The organism is Streptomyces sp. NBC_01296 (assembly GCF_035984415.1).
Taxonomy (GTDB): Bacteria; Actinomycetota; Actinomycetes; order Streptomycetales; family Streptomycetaceae; genus Streptomyces.
Window position 1 is genome coordinate 3,121,939 of record NZ_CP130720.1, and the last position, 14,851, is coordinate 3,136,789.

The window sequence follows — 14,851 nt, forward strand, 5'->3', positions numbered from 1 at the left end:
TACCGGATCCAACAGATATTCCCCCTCTCAATCACCGGCAATCGCGCCTTCCGCGCGGGCGGCCTGCCCTGACCGCCCGCCCCTGGCGGGTATGCCCATACGGCCTAGCCGCCCTGGGTGCCCAGCGGAAGTACGCTCGCGCCCGCGGCGTCGAGGGCGAGCCGGTTCGCCGCCCATCCCTCGCCCGCGAGCTGCGCGACCTTGTCGGCCGCACCGTTGTCGACCAGCGCGAGGACCGTGGGGCCCGCGCCGGAGATGACCGCGGGGATGCCGTCCGCCCGCAGCCGGTTGACGAGTGCCACGCTCTCGGGCATCGCCGGGGACCGGTACTCCTGGTGGAGCCGGTCTTCTGTGGCCGGCAGCAGCAACTCGGGACGCCTGGTCAGGGCTTCGACGAGCAGGGCTGCGCGACCTGCGTTGACGGCCGCGTCCACGTGCGGGACGTTGCGCGGCAGCAGGCCGCGTGCAGTCTCCGTCAGGACCGGCTTGGAGGGGACGAAGACCACCGGAACGATGGAATCGGCGGGCTCCATACGGATCGCCTTGGCGCTGCCGCCGTCCATCCAGGCGAGGGTGAAGCCGCCGAGGAGACAGGCGGCGACGTTGTCGGGGTGGCCCTCGATCTCCGTGGCCAGTTCGAGCAGGGCCGCGTCGTCGAGCTTGGCCTCTCCGCCTATGGTCACGGCGCGGGCGGCGACGATGCCGGCGCAGATGGCGGCCGAGGAGGACCCGAGGCCGCGGCCGTGCGGGATGCGGTTGGCGCAGACGACCTCGAGGCCGCGCGGCTGCCCGCCCAGCAGGTCGAAGGCGGTGCGCATGGAGCGTACGAGCAGGTGGCTCTCGTCCCGCGGGAGGGTGTCGGCGCCCTCGCCCGCGATGTCGATGTTCAGGCCGGAGTCGGCCACCCGGACGACCACGTCGTCGTAGAGCCCCAGGGCCAGGCCGAGGGCGTCGAAACCCGGGCCGAGGTTGGCACTGCTGGCGGGGACGCGCACCCGTACGGCGGCGGCGCGGAACGCTGGACCGGCCATCGTCCGATGACACTCCTTGTGACTGTGCGAGACGAGATCTTCGCTGGCTCGCTGCGAATGTACTGGAGAACGTACGACACCCGAAGGCCCTCTGGGCAGCACCACGGTCATATGCGCGGTGGCGGATGTAAGTACAGCGTATCGAAGGAAGGTTCTCTCGCGACATAGGGCGCACAGGAGGCGCACGATGCGTGTCGGTGTCTTCCGGTGGATTGCGCTGAATGCCGTTGACTTTTGTGCCGTACGACCCGAGTTGCCGGGTTCCGAAGGCTTTCCGGAACCCGGCAACTCAGGGTGCTGCCACGGTGTCGGACCGGGTCAGACCAGGCCGAGGCGGACGGCCGCGGCCTCCGCGTCGACCGGGATGGTGACCGGCTGCGGAGCGCCGGCGACCGCCCAGTCGGGGTCCTTGAGTCCGTTTCCGGTGACGGTGCATACGATCTTCTGGCCGGGGTCGACCAGGCCCAGCTCGGCGGCCTTGAGCAGGCCGGCGACGGACGCGGCCGAGGCGGGCTCGACGAAGACGCCCTCCTGCGCGGCCAACAGGCGGTATGCAGCCAGGATCTGGCGGTCCGTCACCTCGTCGATGAAGCCGCCCGACTCGTCGCGCGCGGCGAGCGCGTAGTCCCACGAGGCCGGGTTGCCGATGCGGATCGCGGTCGCGATGGTGTGCGGCTCCTTGACGACCTCGCCGCGCACGATGGGTGCGGAACCGGAGGCCTGGAAACCCCACACGCGGGGCGTACGGGAGGCCAGGCCGTCGGCCTTGTACTCCTTGAAGCCCTTCCAGTACGCGGTGATGTTGCCGGCGTTGCCGACGGGCAGCACGTGGATGTCGGGGGCGTCGCCGAGCGCGTCGACGATCTCGAACGCGGCGGTCTTCTGGCCCTCGATGCGCACCGGATTGACGGAATTGACCAGCGCGACCGGGTAGTTGTCGGACAGCGCGCGGGCCAGGTCCAGGCAGTCGTCGAAGTTGCCGTCCACCTGCAGGATCTTGGCGCCGTGGATCAGGGCCTGACCCATCTTGCCCAGCGCGATCTTGCCGCGGGGCACGAGGACGGCCGAGACCATCCCGGCGCGCACCGCGTACGCGGCGGCGGAGGCCGAGGTGTTGCCCGTGGAGGCGCAGATGACGGCCTTGGCGCCGTCCTCCTTGGCCTTGCTGATCGCCATGGTCATGCCGCGGTCCTTGAAGGACCCCGTCGGGTTCGCGCCCTCGACCTTCAGGTGCACCTCGCAACCGGTGCGCTCGGAGAGCACCTGCGCGGGGACGAGGGGAGTACCGCCCTCGCGGAGCGTGACCACGGGAGTCGTGTCCGTCACCGGCAGGCGGTCCCGGTACTCCTCGATGATGCCGCGCCACTGGTGGGTGCGATTGCTGCTCATGGGTCCTTACTCCCCTTCAACACGCATGATGCTGGCGACACCGCGCACGGTGTCCAGCTTCCGCAGCGCCTCGACGGTCCCGGAGAGGGCGGCGTCGGGTGCGCGGTGGGTGACGACGACGAGGGAGGCTTCGTTGCCGACCCCGTCCGGACGTCCTTGCTGTCGTACGGTATCGATCGAGACACCGTGCTCCGCGAACGTCGTCGCCACCTGGGCGAGGACGCCCGGCTTGTCGGCCACATCGAGGCTGATGTGGTACCGCGTGACGACGTCGCCCATGGGGCTGACCGGCAGCTGGGTGTACGCCGACTCGCCGGGCCCCGTTGCCTCGGCGAGCTTGTTGCGGCAGACGGCGACGAGGTCGCCCAGGACCGCCGAGGCGGTCGGAGAACCGCCCGCGCCGGGCCCGTAGAACATGAGCCGCCCGGCGGCCTCGGCCTCGACGAAGACGGCGTTGTACGCCTCGCGGACGGACGCCAGCGGGTGGCTGAGCGGAATCATCGCCGGGTGCACTCGAGCAGTGACGGACTGCCCGTCCGCGGCGCGCTCCAGGATCGCGAGGAGCTTGATGGTGCAGCCCATGCGCTTGGCGGAGGCGAAGTCCGCGGCGCTGACCTCGGTCATGCCCTCGCGGTAGACGTCGTCGAGGCGGACCCGGGTGTGGAAGGCGATGCCGGCCAGGATCGCGGCCTTGGCGGCGGCGTCGTAGCCCTCGACGTCGGCGGTCGGGTCGGCCTCGGCGTACCCGAGGGCGGTGGCCTCGTCGAGCGCCTCCTGGTACCCGGCGCCGGTGGAGTCCATCTTGTCGAGGATGAAGTTCGTGGTGCCGTTGACGATGCCCATCACCCGGTTGATCTTGTCGCCGGCGAGGGACTCGCGCATCGGGCGGACCAGCGGGATGGCGCCGGCGACGGCGGCCTCGTAGTAGAGGTCCAGCCCGTGCTGCTCGGCTGCGGCGTGCAGGGCGGCGCCGTCCTGGGCGAGCAGCGCCTTGTTCGCCGAGACGACGGAGATGCCGTGCTCGAAGGCGGTGGTGATGAGGGTGCGGGCGGGCTCGATGCCGCCGATGACCTCGATGGCGACGTCGATGTCGCCGCGTTTGAGGAGGGCGGTCGCATCGGTGGTGACCAGCGCCGGGTCGATGCCCTCGCGCACCTTGGAGGGACGGCGCACGGCCACGCCGGCGAGCTCGACGGGCGCGCCGATCCTCTGCGCGAGGTCGTCGGCGTGCGTCGTCATGATGCGCGCCACCTCTGAGCCGACCACTCCACAGCCCAGCAGCGCCACCTTCAGCGGACGCGTACGCATCATTCGACCTACGCCTTTCGATCTTCCATCACCACCCGGCGCGCGGGTTGCGCGCCGAGTCTCAACCAGTCTCACTCAATGGACAGCACTTTCCATCCTCGGTCCATTGAGTGAGACACCTATCGGCACCTATTTTGGGGTTCTGGGGGCTTCCCCCGGAAATATGCGGTTCATCCAAGGTCGAGACGCAGGAGATCTTCCTCCGTCTCGCGCCGCACGATCACTCGGGCCTCCCCGTCGCGCACGGCCACGACGGGCGGCCGCAGCGCGTGGTTGTAGTTGCTGGCCATGGAGCGGCAGTACGCCCCGGTGGCGGGTACGGCGAGGAGGTCCCCCGGGGCCAGGTCGGCCGGCAGGAAGGCGTCCTTCACCACGATGTCACCGCTCTCGCAGTGCTTGCCGACGACGCGGACGAGCATGGGCTCGGCGTCGGAGACGCGGGAGACGAGGGTCACCGCGTACTCGGCGTCGTAGAGGGCGGTGCGGATGTTGTCGGACATGCCGCCGTCGACGGAGACGTACGTACGCAGCCCCTCGAGCGGCTTGATCGTGCCGACCTCGTACAGCGTGAAGGCCGTGGGCCCGACGATGGCCCGGCCGGGCTCGACGGAGATGCGGGGCGCGCGCAGCCCGGCGGACTCGCATTCGCGGGCGACGATCTCGCGCAGGGCCTTGGCGATCTCGTGGGGCTCGCGCGGGTCGTCGGAGGAGGTGTACGCGATGCCGAGGCCGCCGCCGAGGTCGATCTCGGGCAGCTCGACGCCGTGCTCGTCGCGTACGGCGGCCAGCAGCCGGACCACCCGCTTGGCGGACACCTCGAAGCCGGCCATGTCGAAGATCTGCGAGCCGATGTGGGAGTGGACGCCGAGCAGCTCGAGGCTGTCGTGCCCGAGCGCGCGGCGGACGGCCTCCGCCGCGCTGCCGTCGGCGACGGCGATGCCGAACTTCTGGTCCTCGTGCGCGGTCGCGATGAACTCGTGCGTGTGCGCCTCGACGCCGACGGTCACGCGGATCTGGACGGGCTGGCGCACGCCGAGCTCACGGGCGATGTGCGCGACTCGAGCGATCTCCTGGAAGGAGTCGAGCACGATGCGACCGACCCCGGCCTCGACGGCCCGGGTGATCTCCCGGGCGGACTTGTTGTTGCCGTGGAAGGCGATCCGCCCGGCGGGCATCTTGGCGGCGAGCGCGGTGGCCAGCTCCCCGCCGGAGCACACGTCGAGGTTCAGCCCCTCTTCCTGCAGCCACTTCACGACGGCCTTGGAGAGGAACGCCTTCCCGGCGTAGAAGACGTCGGCGTCCGGCCCGAAGGCGTGCGCCCAGGCGCGGCACCGGGCCCGGAAGTCCTCCTCGTCGAGGAAGTACGCGGGCGTCCCGAACTCCTCGGCGAGGGCGGTGACGGGGATGCCGCCCACCGTCACGACACCGTCGGCGTTCCGTCGTACGGTCCGGGCCCAGACCTTCTCGTCGAGCGCGTTGAGGTCGGCGGGCGGCGGGGAGTAGTGCCCTTCGGGCAGGACGTCGGCGTGGCGGGGCCCGGCGGGGTGCGCGGAACGGCTCATCGGTATCTCTCTTCGCAGATCACAGGCAGTCAGGTGCGTCCATGCCGAGCAGGGCCAGGCCACCGGCCAGCACCGTCCCGGCGGCTTCGGCAAGAGCCAGCCGGGCACGGTGGGCGGCCGAGGGTTTCTCGTCCCCCTCGGGCAGGACGCAGTGCTGGAAATCGAGCAGCTCGTCGGCGGCGCGGACGAGGAACCGGACGAGCTGTTCCGGCGCCCGCCGGTGCGCGGCGGCTTCGAGTACGAGGGGGTAGTCGGCGAGGACGCTCACCAGCCGTTCGGCGCCCTCGACGTCACCGGGCCCGCTCCGGAACCCGAGCCGGGCGGCGTTGCGCGACAGGGCCCGGCTCCGCGCGTGGGCGTACCGCACGCGGAAGAACTCGTTGGACTCGTCCTGCACGAGCAGCCGCTCGTCGAAGGCGGGGGTCTCGTGCGGCGCGACGGCGAGCATGGCCCAGCCGGCGGCGTCGGCCCCGTACGCGGCGACGACGTCGCCGTCCCGCCGGGCCACGGGCGCGGCCTTGACGGGGGCGGCGCCGGTCCGGCCCTGGCTGAGCTCGATCCGCAGGACGGCTTCGCGCACGACGCGCGCCCGCAGTTCGGTGTCGGGGGTGAACCCGTACCGCAGCCCGCGCGCCTGTACTTCGCGTACGAGTACGTCGGCGGGCGTGCGGTCCATCACGAAGTTGAGGAATCCGGGACCGGTGACCTCGACGCGCTCGATGCCGGGAACGGCGCCGAGCCGCCGGGCCAGCACACCGGCGACGTCGAGGGGCGGGCGTCCGGCCGTCTTGGCGACCTGGAAGGCCACGGGGGTCGCGTAGTCCCCCACCCCGCCGGGGCGGGTCCGCTCGACGACGACCCGCTCGGGCACACCCGCCTCGGCGGGCAGCTCCCCCTCCTCGACGGCGCAGCGCACGGCGCGTACGACGGTACGGGAGAGGTCGGCGGGGATCACGGGACCAGCCTAGGCGAGAAGCCCACCCATCCCGCGAACGGTTTCGCCATGTGAACAGCCGGCCGCCGCTACCCTCTCCCCCGCCCCGCGGGGGCTCCCTTCCGCTCCCGCCGGTCCTTGCGCTCGATGAGCCGGCGTACGACCCGTACGAGCTCGGCGGGCTCGAAGGGCTTGGCGAGGAACGCATCGACCCCGGCCTCGATCCCGGCCTCCACCTCGTGATGCGTACAGGCGCTGACGATGGCGACGGGCACGTGCCGCGTCCGCGGATCGGCGCGCAGCTGGGCGGCCGTCCCGAACCCGTCCAGCCGGGGCATGACCACATCAAGGGTGATCACGTCGGGGCACACGCGGTGCACGATGTCCAGACACTCGGCACCATCGTTCGCGGTCACTACCTCGAAGCCCTCCAGCTCGAGATTGACCTTGATCAGCTGCCGGATGACCTTGTTGTCGTCGACAACAAGCACCCGGCCCGAGGCGCCTGACACAACTCGAGAGTAGGTCCGCCTAAGCCCCCGCGTCCGGGTTTTTGCCACTTCCACCCCCTCCGAGCGACCCGCCTCCCCCTCCCCCGCAACTCGTTTCTGATCACCCCGGGGAAGCTGGTAGTGTTCAACCCGTCGCCGCAACGCGAATGACACGCCCCCGTAGCTCAGGGGATAGAGCAACGGCCTCCGGAGCCGTGTGCGCAGGTTCGAATCCTGCCGGGGGCACTTCGCAGGAAGTGCCCGAAGACCCCGCCATCAGCGGCAACGCTGAGAACGGGGTCTTTTTGCGTCTGCGTCCCGCGGGCGCGCCCTGCGGCCGGGCCCCACGCTGCGCCCGGTGCGAGGCCGGCGGGGCTTGCGCGGGTGCGGGGCGGGGCGCGGCGCTCTGCGTGGGCACCGTGGGTCCGAGTGGTGGATCCAACCTCCTTATTGGAGAGGACAATTCGCGGAATTCCATTCGGCTAACCCGTTCTTTCATGCGTACATTCGAGTGGTCTTGCATCCCAATTGCCTGCCATACGGCGGCATCACCCGGGCGGAATCGTAACGTCGGCGGAAATGATGGGGGTTCGGCCTTCGACGCTGTCGGGGGTTGCTGCCCGCATCTCCGTCCCTCCCGATTCCACGAGATGTGACAGAGTGAAACGAAGGCGATGGTGGGCCGGAATCGCCGGCGTGGCTGCGGTGGGTGCCGGGGTGGCCGTCTGGGCGGTCCAGTCCCATTCGGCAGCCGCCCCGGAATCCAAGAGCCCGTCGGTGAACCTGAAGGCCCAAGAGGCAAATGCGCTGCTGCAAGGCGCCCTTGTGCAGGCGGACCGGCACGACTCCGAAGGGGCCGCCCGTACGTTCCGGCGCGTGGTGGAGCTGGATCCCCGCAACAAGCTCGCCTGGTACAACCTGGGCGTCATCGCGCAGCAGGACGGCAAGGCGGCCGACGCCCTCGTGTCGTACGACAAAGCCCTGAAGATCGACCCGGCGTTCACGTCGGCTCTCTTCAACGAGGCGATCCTGCTGAAGCCGACCGAGCCCGACCGGGCCGCCGGACTCCTGAAGCGCGCCGTCGCCGCCGATCCGAAGGCGGCCACGGCCCATCTGCACCTCGGATACATCCTGGCGGACCAGGGACGTTCCGACGAGGCCGGCGGCGCGTTCCGTCGCGCCGCCCTGGCCGATCCCTCGCTCCGCTCCCAAGTACCGGAGCGGTTCCGGGAATTCGCAAGCCCCTCACCGACATCGACCCCAGCAGGGAGCACCAGATGACGTCGACCGCGACCCCGAGGTTCTCCGTTTTCACCCCCAGCCACCGGCCTCGTTTCCTCGACGAGTGCCTGGCGACGCTGCAGGCGCAGACCTGTCCGGACTGGGAGTGGGTCGTCCTGCTCAACAACGGCGCCCGGTGGCGGCCGGAGCAACCCGACGAGAGGGTCCGCGTGGAGATCGCGGACGAGCTCCGGGGCGTCGGGGCCGCGAAGCGCAGGGCCTGCGAACTGGCGCGCGGCGAGATCCTCGTGGAACTCGACCACGACGACCTGCTGGCGAAGTCGTGTCTGGCGGAGCTCGCCACGGCGTTCGACGAGAACCCCGAGGCCGTCTTCGTCTACAGCAACACCGCGCAGATCACCGAGGACGGGGCCCGGGACGACTCGCGGTGGGACGAGGCCTGCGGCTGGCAGTACGAGGAGGTGGACGTCGACGGCCGCAAGCTCCAGCAGATCGTCTCCATGGCGCCGACCCCGCACAACGTCGCCTACATCTGGTACGCACCCAACCACGTGCGGGCCTTCCGCAAGGACGCCTACGAGCAGGCCGGCGGGTACGACGCCGGCCGTACGGTCCTGGACGACCAGGACCTGATGTGCCGCCTGTTCCACATCGGCGACTTCCACCACGTCAACCGCTGCCTGTACCTCCAGCGGGTGCACCCCGCGAACACCCAGAGCGACCCGGAGATCAACGCGCACATCCAGCGCGAGACGGTCGTCCTGTACGACAAGTACATCGAGGCGAACGCCCTCGCCTGGACCCACCGGCGCGGGCTGCTCGCGCTGGACCTCGGCGCGGCCCACCGCAAGCCCCCCGGCTACCTCGGCGTGGACCAGTACCCGGGCAAGGGCGTCGACATCGTCGCGACGCTGCCCGGGAAGCTGGACCTGCCCGACGGCTCCGTCGGCCTGATGCGGGCGGTGGACTTCCTCGAGCACGTGCCCGCGAAGGTGCCGCTGATCAACGAGATGTACCGGCTGCTGGCGCCCGGCGGGATGCTCCTCACCATGACGCCCAGCTCGGACGGCCGCGGCGCCTACCAGGACCCGACCCACGTGGCGTACTACAACGAGAACTCGTTCTGGTACTACACCGACGATCAGTACCGCACCTTCGTGCCCAGCATCGAGGCCCGGTTCCAGTCCTCGCGGCTGGTCACCTACTTCCCGAGCGAATGGCACTCCAAGAACGACATCTCGTACGTGGTCGCCAACCTCATCGCGATGAAGGACGGCGCGGCGCGGTGCGGCGGGCTGCTGCTGGTCTGAGCGGGCGCCACTGAAACGACGGGTGCCCCGGGGCCGAAGCCCCGGGGCACCCGTCGTTCGGTCGAGGACTTACGGGGTCGAGGCGACGCACACCACGTAAGCGGTGATCGGCTGGGCGGCCGTGGTCGTGGCCTGCCACCCGTTCGGGGGAGTGCCGAGGGGGCGGCTCCTGCGCACGGTGCCGTTGGCGGTCTGGAACCCGCCGCCGGTGGCGAGGTCGTCGTCGTTGCACGTGGCGGTCGCCGTCGTGGTGCCGGTGACCTCGTTGACGTAGGTGGTCACCGTGCCCGTCTCACCCTGGAAGCCCTGGAAGCCCTGGTTGCCCTGGCTTCCCTGGTTGCCCTGGTTGCCCTGCTGGCCCGGCTCACCCTGGAAGCCCTGGTTGCCCTGGCTGCCCTGGCTGCCGGTGCCCGGCACGCCCTGGAACCCCTGGTCGCCCTGGAAGCCCTGGAAGCCCTGGTTGCCCTGGAAGCCCTGGTTGCCCTGAGCGCCCTGGAAGCCCTGGAAGCCCTGCGGGCCCTGGACTCCCGGCCGGCCCGGGTGGCCCGGCCTGCCCGGCTTGCCTTGCGGGCCCTGCGGGCCGCGGCCCTTGCCGTGGTCGCCGTCCTTGCCGCCGTGGTCGCCGCCCGCGACGACGCCTGCCGGGCCGGGCAGTGCCACGGAGCTGTCGGTGGTGCCGGAACGGTGGATCGCGTCGGCGATGGCCGTCGTCGTCGGGACGACGTTGAGCGCGACGGCGAGTACGCCGGCCCCCACCATCGTGGCCGTCTTCAGGCGCGTGGTTCGGGTCGTTCGATGACTCAAGAGAATCTTCCTCACGGACTTGGAGGGGTCACGCCGCAAGCGCGCGCACTCCGTGCGCCTCATTTGAATGCGCGGCACCTCGCCTCTGGCTACGAACGAAGCCATTGTTGACGTTCGGCGATCGAATGATTACGTGACGGCGCATGTCCCGGCGAGGATCACCCGGGCGGCCTCAATGCATGGCATTCACGGAGGGCCACATTTCGAAGAATTACCCTCCGTGGGAAACCGGCAGGTGCTCGTCCGGTGAATTCCGTTCCTCAGCGCATGGGGGCACTCGGCCGGTGGGTGGTAAACCACCGCTCGGCGAGGACGGACACCTCGTGGAGGGCTCCCGGTTCCTCGAAGAGGTGGGTGGCTCCCTCGACGACCTCCAGGCGGTTCTCGCAGCGCAGCCGGGCCTGCGCCGCGCGGTTGAGGGTGAGGACGAGGGAGTCCTCCGAGCCGACCACGAGGAGGGTGGGGGCCCGGACGGCGGCGAGGTGATGACCCGCCAGGTCCGGGCGGCCGCCGCGGGAGACCACCGCGTACACGGGTGAATCCGGGGACGCGGCCGCGGCGAGGGCGGCTGCTGCACCCGTGCTCGCGCCGAAGTAGGCGACCGGGGCCGAGGTGCGGGTCGCGAGCCAGCCGGTGGCTTCGGCGAGGCGGGCGGCCAGGGTCCCGATGTCGAAGACGTTGGCGCGGTCCGCCTCCTCGCCCGGGGTGAGCAGGTCGAACAGCAGGGTGCCCAGGCCGGCCCGGTTCAGGGAACTGGCCACCTGGCGGTTGCGGGGGCTGTGGCGGCTGCTGCCCGAGCCGTGCGCGAACACGACCACGGCCTGCGCGGCCGGCGGGAGGGTCAGGTCGCCGGGGAGGTGCAGTCCTGCCGCGGGGACGGAGACGTCCTCCGTGGTGGCCGGGGGCTGCCGTACGGCCTGCGTGAGGAGGGAGACGACCTCCTCGTCCGGGGTCTGGGAGAAGTCCCGGTACCACTGGCCGACCGAGGAGAAGCCCGGCGGTGTGGAGAGGCAGACCACCTCGTCGGCCACCGCGGCCACCCGGGTCAGCGCCTCCGGCGGGGCCACGGGGGCGGCCATGACGACCCGGGTCGCGCCCTGCGCCCGTACGACCTGGCAGGCGGCCGCGGCGGTGGCACCGGTCGCGATGCCGTCGTCCACGACGATCACCGTCCGGCCGTGGAGGTCCTGCTGCGGCCGGCCCGCGCGGTAGCGGGCGGCCCGGCGGGTCAGTTCCGCCTGCTCCGCCCGCTCGACGGAGGCGATGTCCTGCGGGCTGAGCCGGCCGCGGCGGACGATGTCGTCGCTGATCACGCGTACGCCGCCTTCGCCGATCGCGCCGAACGCCAGCTCGGGCTGGTACGGGACCCCGAGCTTGCGGACGACGATCACGTCGAGCGGGGCCCCGAGGGCGTGCGCCACGTGGAAGGCCACCGGGACCCCGCCCCGGGGCAGCCCCAGGACGACGGGCCCGTCCGCCGCGTAAATCCGCAGCGCCGTACCGAGCCTTCGTCCTGCGTCGTCGCGGTCCGTGAAGAGCATTCCGGGTCATCCCCCAACGTTCTCTGCCGTACTTCGAAACAACGCCTCCCGGCGCCCGCGTGCAAGTCGGGCAACGGGCGGTCCGGTCCGGTGGTCTGTACGAGGGAGGTGGGTCCGGGTCTGTGGGTTTTGAGGGATGGGTAGGGGTGGGGTGCGTGCATAGGTTGGCCGTGAGGCCGCGTTGCGCCGCTGACCAGGTGCTTTGGGGCGGGCTCTGACGACGAGGATGGGGCGGCGCGATGCGTGAGCTGGTGGAGACGGCGCGGCAGTGGGTGGCCGAGGGGCGGGCCGGGTTCCTGGCCCGGCCGGTGGCCGAGCAGGGGTTCGGGCCGCGGGATCCCGCCGGGGCCCTGCTCGTCGATGCGCGGGGGGAATGCGTCGGGGCCCTGTACCACGGGGTCTTCGACGCCGAGCTGGTGGCGGAGGCCGGAGCCATGGCCGCCGGGGCCACCGCCCGGGTGTGCGACGTCTCGGTGGGGGCCGACGAGGCGGCCCTGGCGAAGCTGACCTGCGGCGGGCGGGCCGAGATCCTGCTGCAGCCGCTGTCGGCCGTACCCGCCGAGTGGTGGGACCTGCTCGGCGAGGGCGCCGGGGTGGCGCTCGTGACCCGGCTCGACGAGCAGGCGGGGCAGGCCCTGAGCGAGGTCGTACGGGCCGTCGACCTGCCCGCCAACGACGCCGAGCGGCGGGCCGGCGAGCTGCTGGCCACGCGCCGGCCGGGGCGGGACGCGCTGTACGGGGAGCACGGGCTGGTGTTCGTGGAGGCGTACCCGTCCGCGCCGTACGTGGTCATCGGCGGGGGCGGCGAGCTCGCCGAGATCATCGAGGCGCAGGCCCTGCTGCTCGGGTGGGGCGCAGGCCTCGTCGGCTCGGTCGCGGAGGCCGAGAAGCTGCTGGCCGCGCGCCGGGACGCCGCCTGCCTGGTGATGCTGAGCCACGACCCGGAGTTCGACGTGCCGACCGTACGCAGCGCGCTCGCGCTCGGGATTCCGTACGTCGGCGCCCTCGGGTCCCGCAAGACCACCGCGCGGCGGCGCGAGGGGCTGATCGCCTCCGGTGTGTCCGAGGCGGACCTGGCGCGGGTGCACGGGCCGATCGGCCTGGACCTGGGGGCCCGGACACCCGCGGAGACGGCGCTGGCCATCTGCGCGGAGATCCTGGCCGTGCTCGGGGGCTACGAGGTCCGGGCGCTGCGGGACTCCGACGGGCCGCTGCGCTAGAAGCTGTACCGCCCGGGGCGCGGCCGGGTCTCAGGTGCCGAGTGCGCGCTTGAGCTGCGTCTTGTTCATGTCGGAGCGCCCGCGGATGTTGCGGCGCCTGGCCTCCGCGTAGAGCTGTTCGTACGTCGGCCCCTGCGCGCCCGAATGGGAGTGCAGGCCGCCGCGCCGACTGGAGGACATGTCCTCCAGAGACAACTTGCTCGCGGTCTTGGACTCGCCGGCCCGGGCCCGTTCCTTGTTGACGGTCCGGGCGGCGATCTCCTTGGCCCGCTGCTCGGACTCGCCGCGCTGCTCGGCGCTCTCCTTGATGTGCTCGTACTGGCGTTCTCGTTCGGGTGAAGATCCGCGGGGCATTATCGGGCTCCTTCCGGGGCGCCTCTCGGGGCGGTCGTCCCTGCACCTGCCCCTGATGCGGCACGGTAGTCGCCCGGTACGCAAATCGGAGGATCTCCCTGGCTTTCGGGTGAAACCGGAATCAGTGCGGGAAAATACAACGTATGGACGTGACCTTGAGTCTGGACCAGACGCTGGCCCACATCGCGTGGTTCCTGGTCGTCGGGATTGCCGTGGTCGGCTTCCTGCTCGGCGCCTTCAAGCTGGGCCAGCGGGTCCGGGCCAAGGAGCCCCCGCCACCGACCGCCGAGAGCCAGCCCCACCTGCCGGACGGTGGCGCGGTCTACGAGGTGCGCGAGGAACGCGATCAGGTGGAGATCCCCGAGGGCGGGCTGCGCCCGCACGAAATGCAGGGCTACGGGAACTTCGGCTCCACCACCTCCAGCCATCCCGAGGACGTCAGGGCCGAGCGCGAGTCCGGGTACCGCAACCCGCCGCAGTACCCGGGGCCGCAGCAGCCCCCGCACGGTGAGCCTCCGGTGTACAAGCCGAGCGGGAACGCCTGACCCGGTCCGACCCGTCATGACGCCTGCGACCTGCGCCACCCCGCGGCGCAGGTCGGAGGCGTCAAAAGCCTCGGAGGCGTCAGAGGTCCGTCCGCAGCCTGAGCACCTCGGGCGGCGGGTGCCGGGCGGTCGAGGGGTGCCGGACCTCCGCCGCGAGCGGCGGGTCGAGCGGGCGGAACGGGACCTCGCCGAGTCCGATCGCGGTCACCGTGGCCCCGCCGGCCGGCGCCCCGGCCCGGGTGGCCCCGGCGGCAGGGGCTTCGCGCGAGGCCAGCGCCGCCGCCACGTCCGCCCGCAGCGCGGCCGTCAGCGGGCTCGACACCAGCGGGGTCCCGTCCCCGACCGGCAGCACCAGGACCAGCGCGAGGGGGCGCCGCGGGGTTCCGGTGTAGCCGACCACCGCCGCGTCCCGCACCTGCGTGTGTCGGAGCTTCTGCCAGCCGCGCCGGCCCGCCGGGTACGTCTGGTCGAGCCGTTTGACGACCAGGCCCTCGATCCCGCTGGCGGGCAGCGTCTCGTACCAGGTGGCGGCCAGTTCCGGGTCGGTCGTCATCGGGACCGGCTGCAGCGGCGGGCCCAGCGGGAGCAGCAGGTCGACGAGGAGCGCGCGGCGCCGCTCGTACGTGCGTCCGCGCAGGTCCAGCCCGGCCAGTTCCAGCACGTCGAACGCCGCGTACGAGGCCGGCAGGCTCTGGGCGAGTACGGCGGCCCGCGCGGCCGTGGCCGCCGCCCGCCGCTGGACGAGCGCGAAGTCCGTACGGCCCCCGTGCCAGACCACGACCTCGCCGTCGAGGACGGTCTCGGCGGGCAACTGCCGGGCCGCGGCGGCCAGATCGGGGAAGGCTGCGGTCACGATGCGGCCGGAGCGCGCCTGCAGTACGACGTCCTCGGCGGTGCGCACCACCACGAGGCGGTGGCCGTCGTTCTCCAGACTTCGGTGTGTCTCATGAGACACACCGAAGTCTCGTGTCGCCATCACTGCTACGCCGCTGGACGCCCTACTGAGATTCGCCGTCGACCCAGAGTGGCCGCCCGGTAGCTGCATGCGTTCTGCGGCGACATATCGCCGACCGGATCAGCTGGGAACTCGACGATCCTCAAGGAATGCGTACGCAAACTG

Annotated in this window: 14 protein-coding genes and 1 tRNA gene; 5 read left to right on the forward strand and 10 right to left on the reverse strand. The window is 71.4% G+C overall.

Features of this window, described 5'->3' with window-relative positions; all coding sequences use genetic code 11:
* Positions 1 to 104: 104 nt before the first annotated feature.
* The 6 genes from thrB to OG299_RS13810 all read right to left on the reverse strand — a co-directional run bounded on the left by thrB (position 105) and on the right by OG299_RS13810 (position 6,736).
* Positions 105 to 1,031, reverse strand: coding sequence for a homoserine kinase (gene thrB, locus OG299_RS13785; RefSeq protein ID WP_030295292.1), 927 nt, complete (start codon positions 1,029 to 1,031; stop codon positions 105 to 107).
* A 318-nt stretch (positions 1,032 to 1,349) separates the two neighbouring features.
* The gene (gene thrC / locus OG299_RS13790) at positions 1,350 to 2,420 is read right to left on the reverse strand and encodes a threonine synthase (protein WP_327361632.1); all 1,071 of its coding nucleotides are present in this window, start codon (positions 2,418 to 2,420) and stop codon (positions 1,350 to 1,352) included.
* A 6-nt stretch (positions 2,421 to 2,426) separates the two neighbouring features.
* On the reverse strand, positions 2,427 to 3,731 hold the full coding sequence (locus tag OG299_RS13795; protein WP_327361633.1) for a homoserine dehydrogenase: 1,305 nt from the start codon (positions 3,729 to 3,731) through the stop codon (positions 2,427 to 2,429).
* A 167-nt stretch (positions 3,732 to 3,898) separates the two neighbouring features.
* Positions 3,899 to 5,290 (reverse strand): diaminopimelate decarboxylase, encoded by a 1,392-nt coding sequence (gene lysA, locus OG299_RS13800; protein WP_327361634.1) that lies wholly within the window; start codon positions 5,288 to 5,290, stop codon positions 3,899 to 3,901.
* Between the two features lie 19 nt (positions 5,291 to 5,309).
* Positions 5,310 to 6,245, reverse strand: a complete 936-nt coding sequence (gene nrtL / locus OG299_RS13805) for an ArgS-related anticodon-binding protein NrtL (protein ID WP_327361635.1) — start codon at positions 6,243 to 6,245, stop codon at positions 5,310 to 5,312.
* A gap of 68 nt (positions 6,246 to 6,313) precedes the next feature.
* Positions 6,314 to 6,736 carry a response regulator gene (locus OG299_RS13810; protein ID WP_405700785.1) on the reverse strand — a complete coding sequence of 141 codons (423 nt, stop codon included), beginning with the start codon at positions 6,734 to 6,736 and terminating at the stop codon, positions 6,314 to 6,316.
* A gap of 153 nt (positions 6,737 to 6,889) precedes the next feature.
* Here OG299_RS13810 and OG299_RS13815 point away from each other — a divergent pair.
* The 3 genes from OG299_RS13815 to OG299_RS13825 all read left to right on the forward strand — a co-directional run bounded on the left by OG299_RS13815 (position 6,890) and on the right by OG299_RS13825 (position 9,267).
* Positions 6,890 to 6,961, forward strand: a tRNA-Arg gene (locus tag OG299_RS13815).
* Positions 6,962 to 7,411: 450 nt separating this feature from the next.
* A complete protein-coding gene (locus tag OG299_RS13820; RefSeq protein ID WP_327361636.1) occupies positions 7,412 to 7,996 on the forward strand; it encodes a tetratricopeptide repeat protein in 585 nt (194 codons plus the stop codon).
* The gene (locus OG299_RS13825; RefSeq protein ID WP_327361637.1) at positions 7,993 to 9,267 is read left to right on the forward strand and encodes a glycosyltransferase; all 1,275 of its coding nucleotides are present in this window, start codon (positions 7,993 to 7,995) and stop codon (positions 9,265 to 9,267) included. Before OG299_RS13820 ends, OG299_RS13825 begins: the two co-directional genes overlap by 4 nt.
* Before the next feature lie 69 nt (positions 9,268 to 9,336).
* Here OG299_RS13825 and OG299_RS13830 read toward each other — a convergent pair whose 3' ends face one another.
* Positions 9,337 to 10,071, reverse strand: coding sequence for a collagen-like domain-containing protein (locus OG299_RS13830; protein WP_327361638.1), 735 nt, complete (start codon positions 10,069 to 10,071; stop codon positions 9,337 to 9,339).
* A gap of 260 nt (positions 10,072 to 10,331) precedes the next feature.
* Positions 10,332 to 11,612, reverse strand: coding sequence for an alpha/beta fold hydrolase (locus OG299_RS13835; RefSeq protein WP_327361639.1), 1,281 nt, complete (start codon positions 11,610 to 11,612; stop codon positions 10,332 to 10,334).
* A gap of 239 nt (positions 11,613 to 11,851) precedes the next feature.
* Here OG299_RS13835 and OG299_RS13840 point away from each other — a divergent pair, with 239 nt between their 5' ends.
* Positions 11,852 to 12,832 carry an XdhC family protein gene (locus tag OG299_RS13840; protein WP_327361640.1) on the forward strand — a complete coding sequence of 327 codons (981 nt, stop codon included), beginning with the start codon at positions 11,852 to 11,854 and terminating at the stop codon, positions 12,830 to 12,832.
* Positions 12,833 to 12,862: 30 nt separating this feature from the next.
* Here the strand turns inward: OG299_RS13840 and OG299_RS13845 are convergent, their stop codons facing one another.
* Positions 12,863 to 13,186, reverse strand: coding sequence for a plasmid stabilization protein (locus OG299_RS13845; protein ID WP_327361641.1), 324 nt, complete (start codon positions 13,184 to 13,186; stop codon positions 12,863 to 12,865).
* 143 nt (positions 13,187 to 13,329) lie between these two features.
* Here OG299_RS13845 and OG299_RS13850 point away from each other — a divergent pair, with 143 nt between their 5' ends.
* A complete protein-coding gene (locus tag OG299_RS13850) occupies positions 13,330 to 13,731 on the forward strand; it encodes a DUF6479 family protein (protein ID WP_327361642.1) in 402 nt (133 codons plus the stop codon).
* Positions 13,732 to 13,810: 79 nt separating this feature from the next.
* Here the strand turns inward: OG299_RS13850 and OG299_RS13855 are convergent, their stop codons facing one another.
* Positions 13,811 to 14,707, reverse strand: coding sequence for an ATP-dependent DNA ligase (locus OG299_RS13855; RefSeq protein WP_327361643.1), 897 nt, complete (start codon positions 14,705 to 14,707; stop codon positions 13,811 to 13,813).
* Positions 14,708 to 14,851 lie beyond the last annotated feature (144 nt).

Coding starts and splice junctions, on each gene's coding strand:
- OG299_RS13845 (WP_327361641.1), bottom strand. CDS start 13,186: ATGCCCCGCGGATCTTCACCCGAACGAGAACGCCAGTACGAGCACATC.
- lysA (WP_327361634.1), bottom strand. CDS start 5,290: ATGAGCCGTTCCGCGCACCCCGCCGGGCCCCGCCACGCCGACGTCCTG.
- thrB (WP_030295292.1), bottom strand. CDS start 1,031: ATGGCCGGTCCAGCGTTCCGCGCCGCCGCCGTACGGGTGCGCGTCCCC.
- OG299_RS13825 (WP_327361637.1), top strand. CDS start 7,993: ATGACGTCGACCGCGACCCCGAGGTTCTCCGTTTTCACCCCCAGCCAC.
- thrC (WP_327361632.1), bottom strand. CDS start 2,420: ATGAGCAGCAATCGCACCCACCAGTGGCGCGGCATCATCGAGGAGTAC.
- OG299_RS13850 (WP_327361642.1), top strand. CDS start 13,330: ATGGACGTGACCTTGAGTCTGGACCAGACGCTGGCCCACATCGCGTGG.
- OG299_RS13855 (WP_327361643.1), bottom strand. CDS start 14,707: ATGGCGACACGAGACTTCGGTGTGTCTCATGAGACACACCGAAGTCTG.
- OG299_RS13795 (WP_327361633.1), bottom strand. CDS start 3,731: ATGATGCGTACGCGTCCGCTGAAGGTGGCGCTGCTGGGCTGTGGAGTG.
- OG299_RS13840 (WP_327361640.1), top strand. CDS start 11,852: ATGCGTGAGCTGGTGGAGACGGCGCGGCAGTGGGTGGCCGAGGGGCGG.
- OG299_RS13835 (WP_327361639.1), bottom strand. CDS start 11,612: ATGCTCTTCACGGACCGCGACGACGCAGGACGAAGGCTCGGTACGGCG.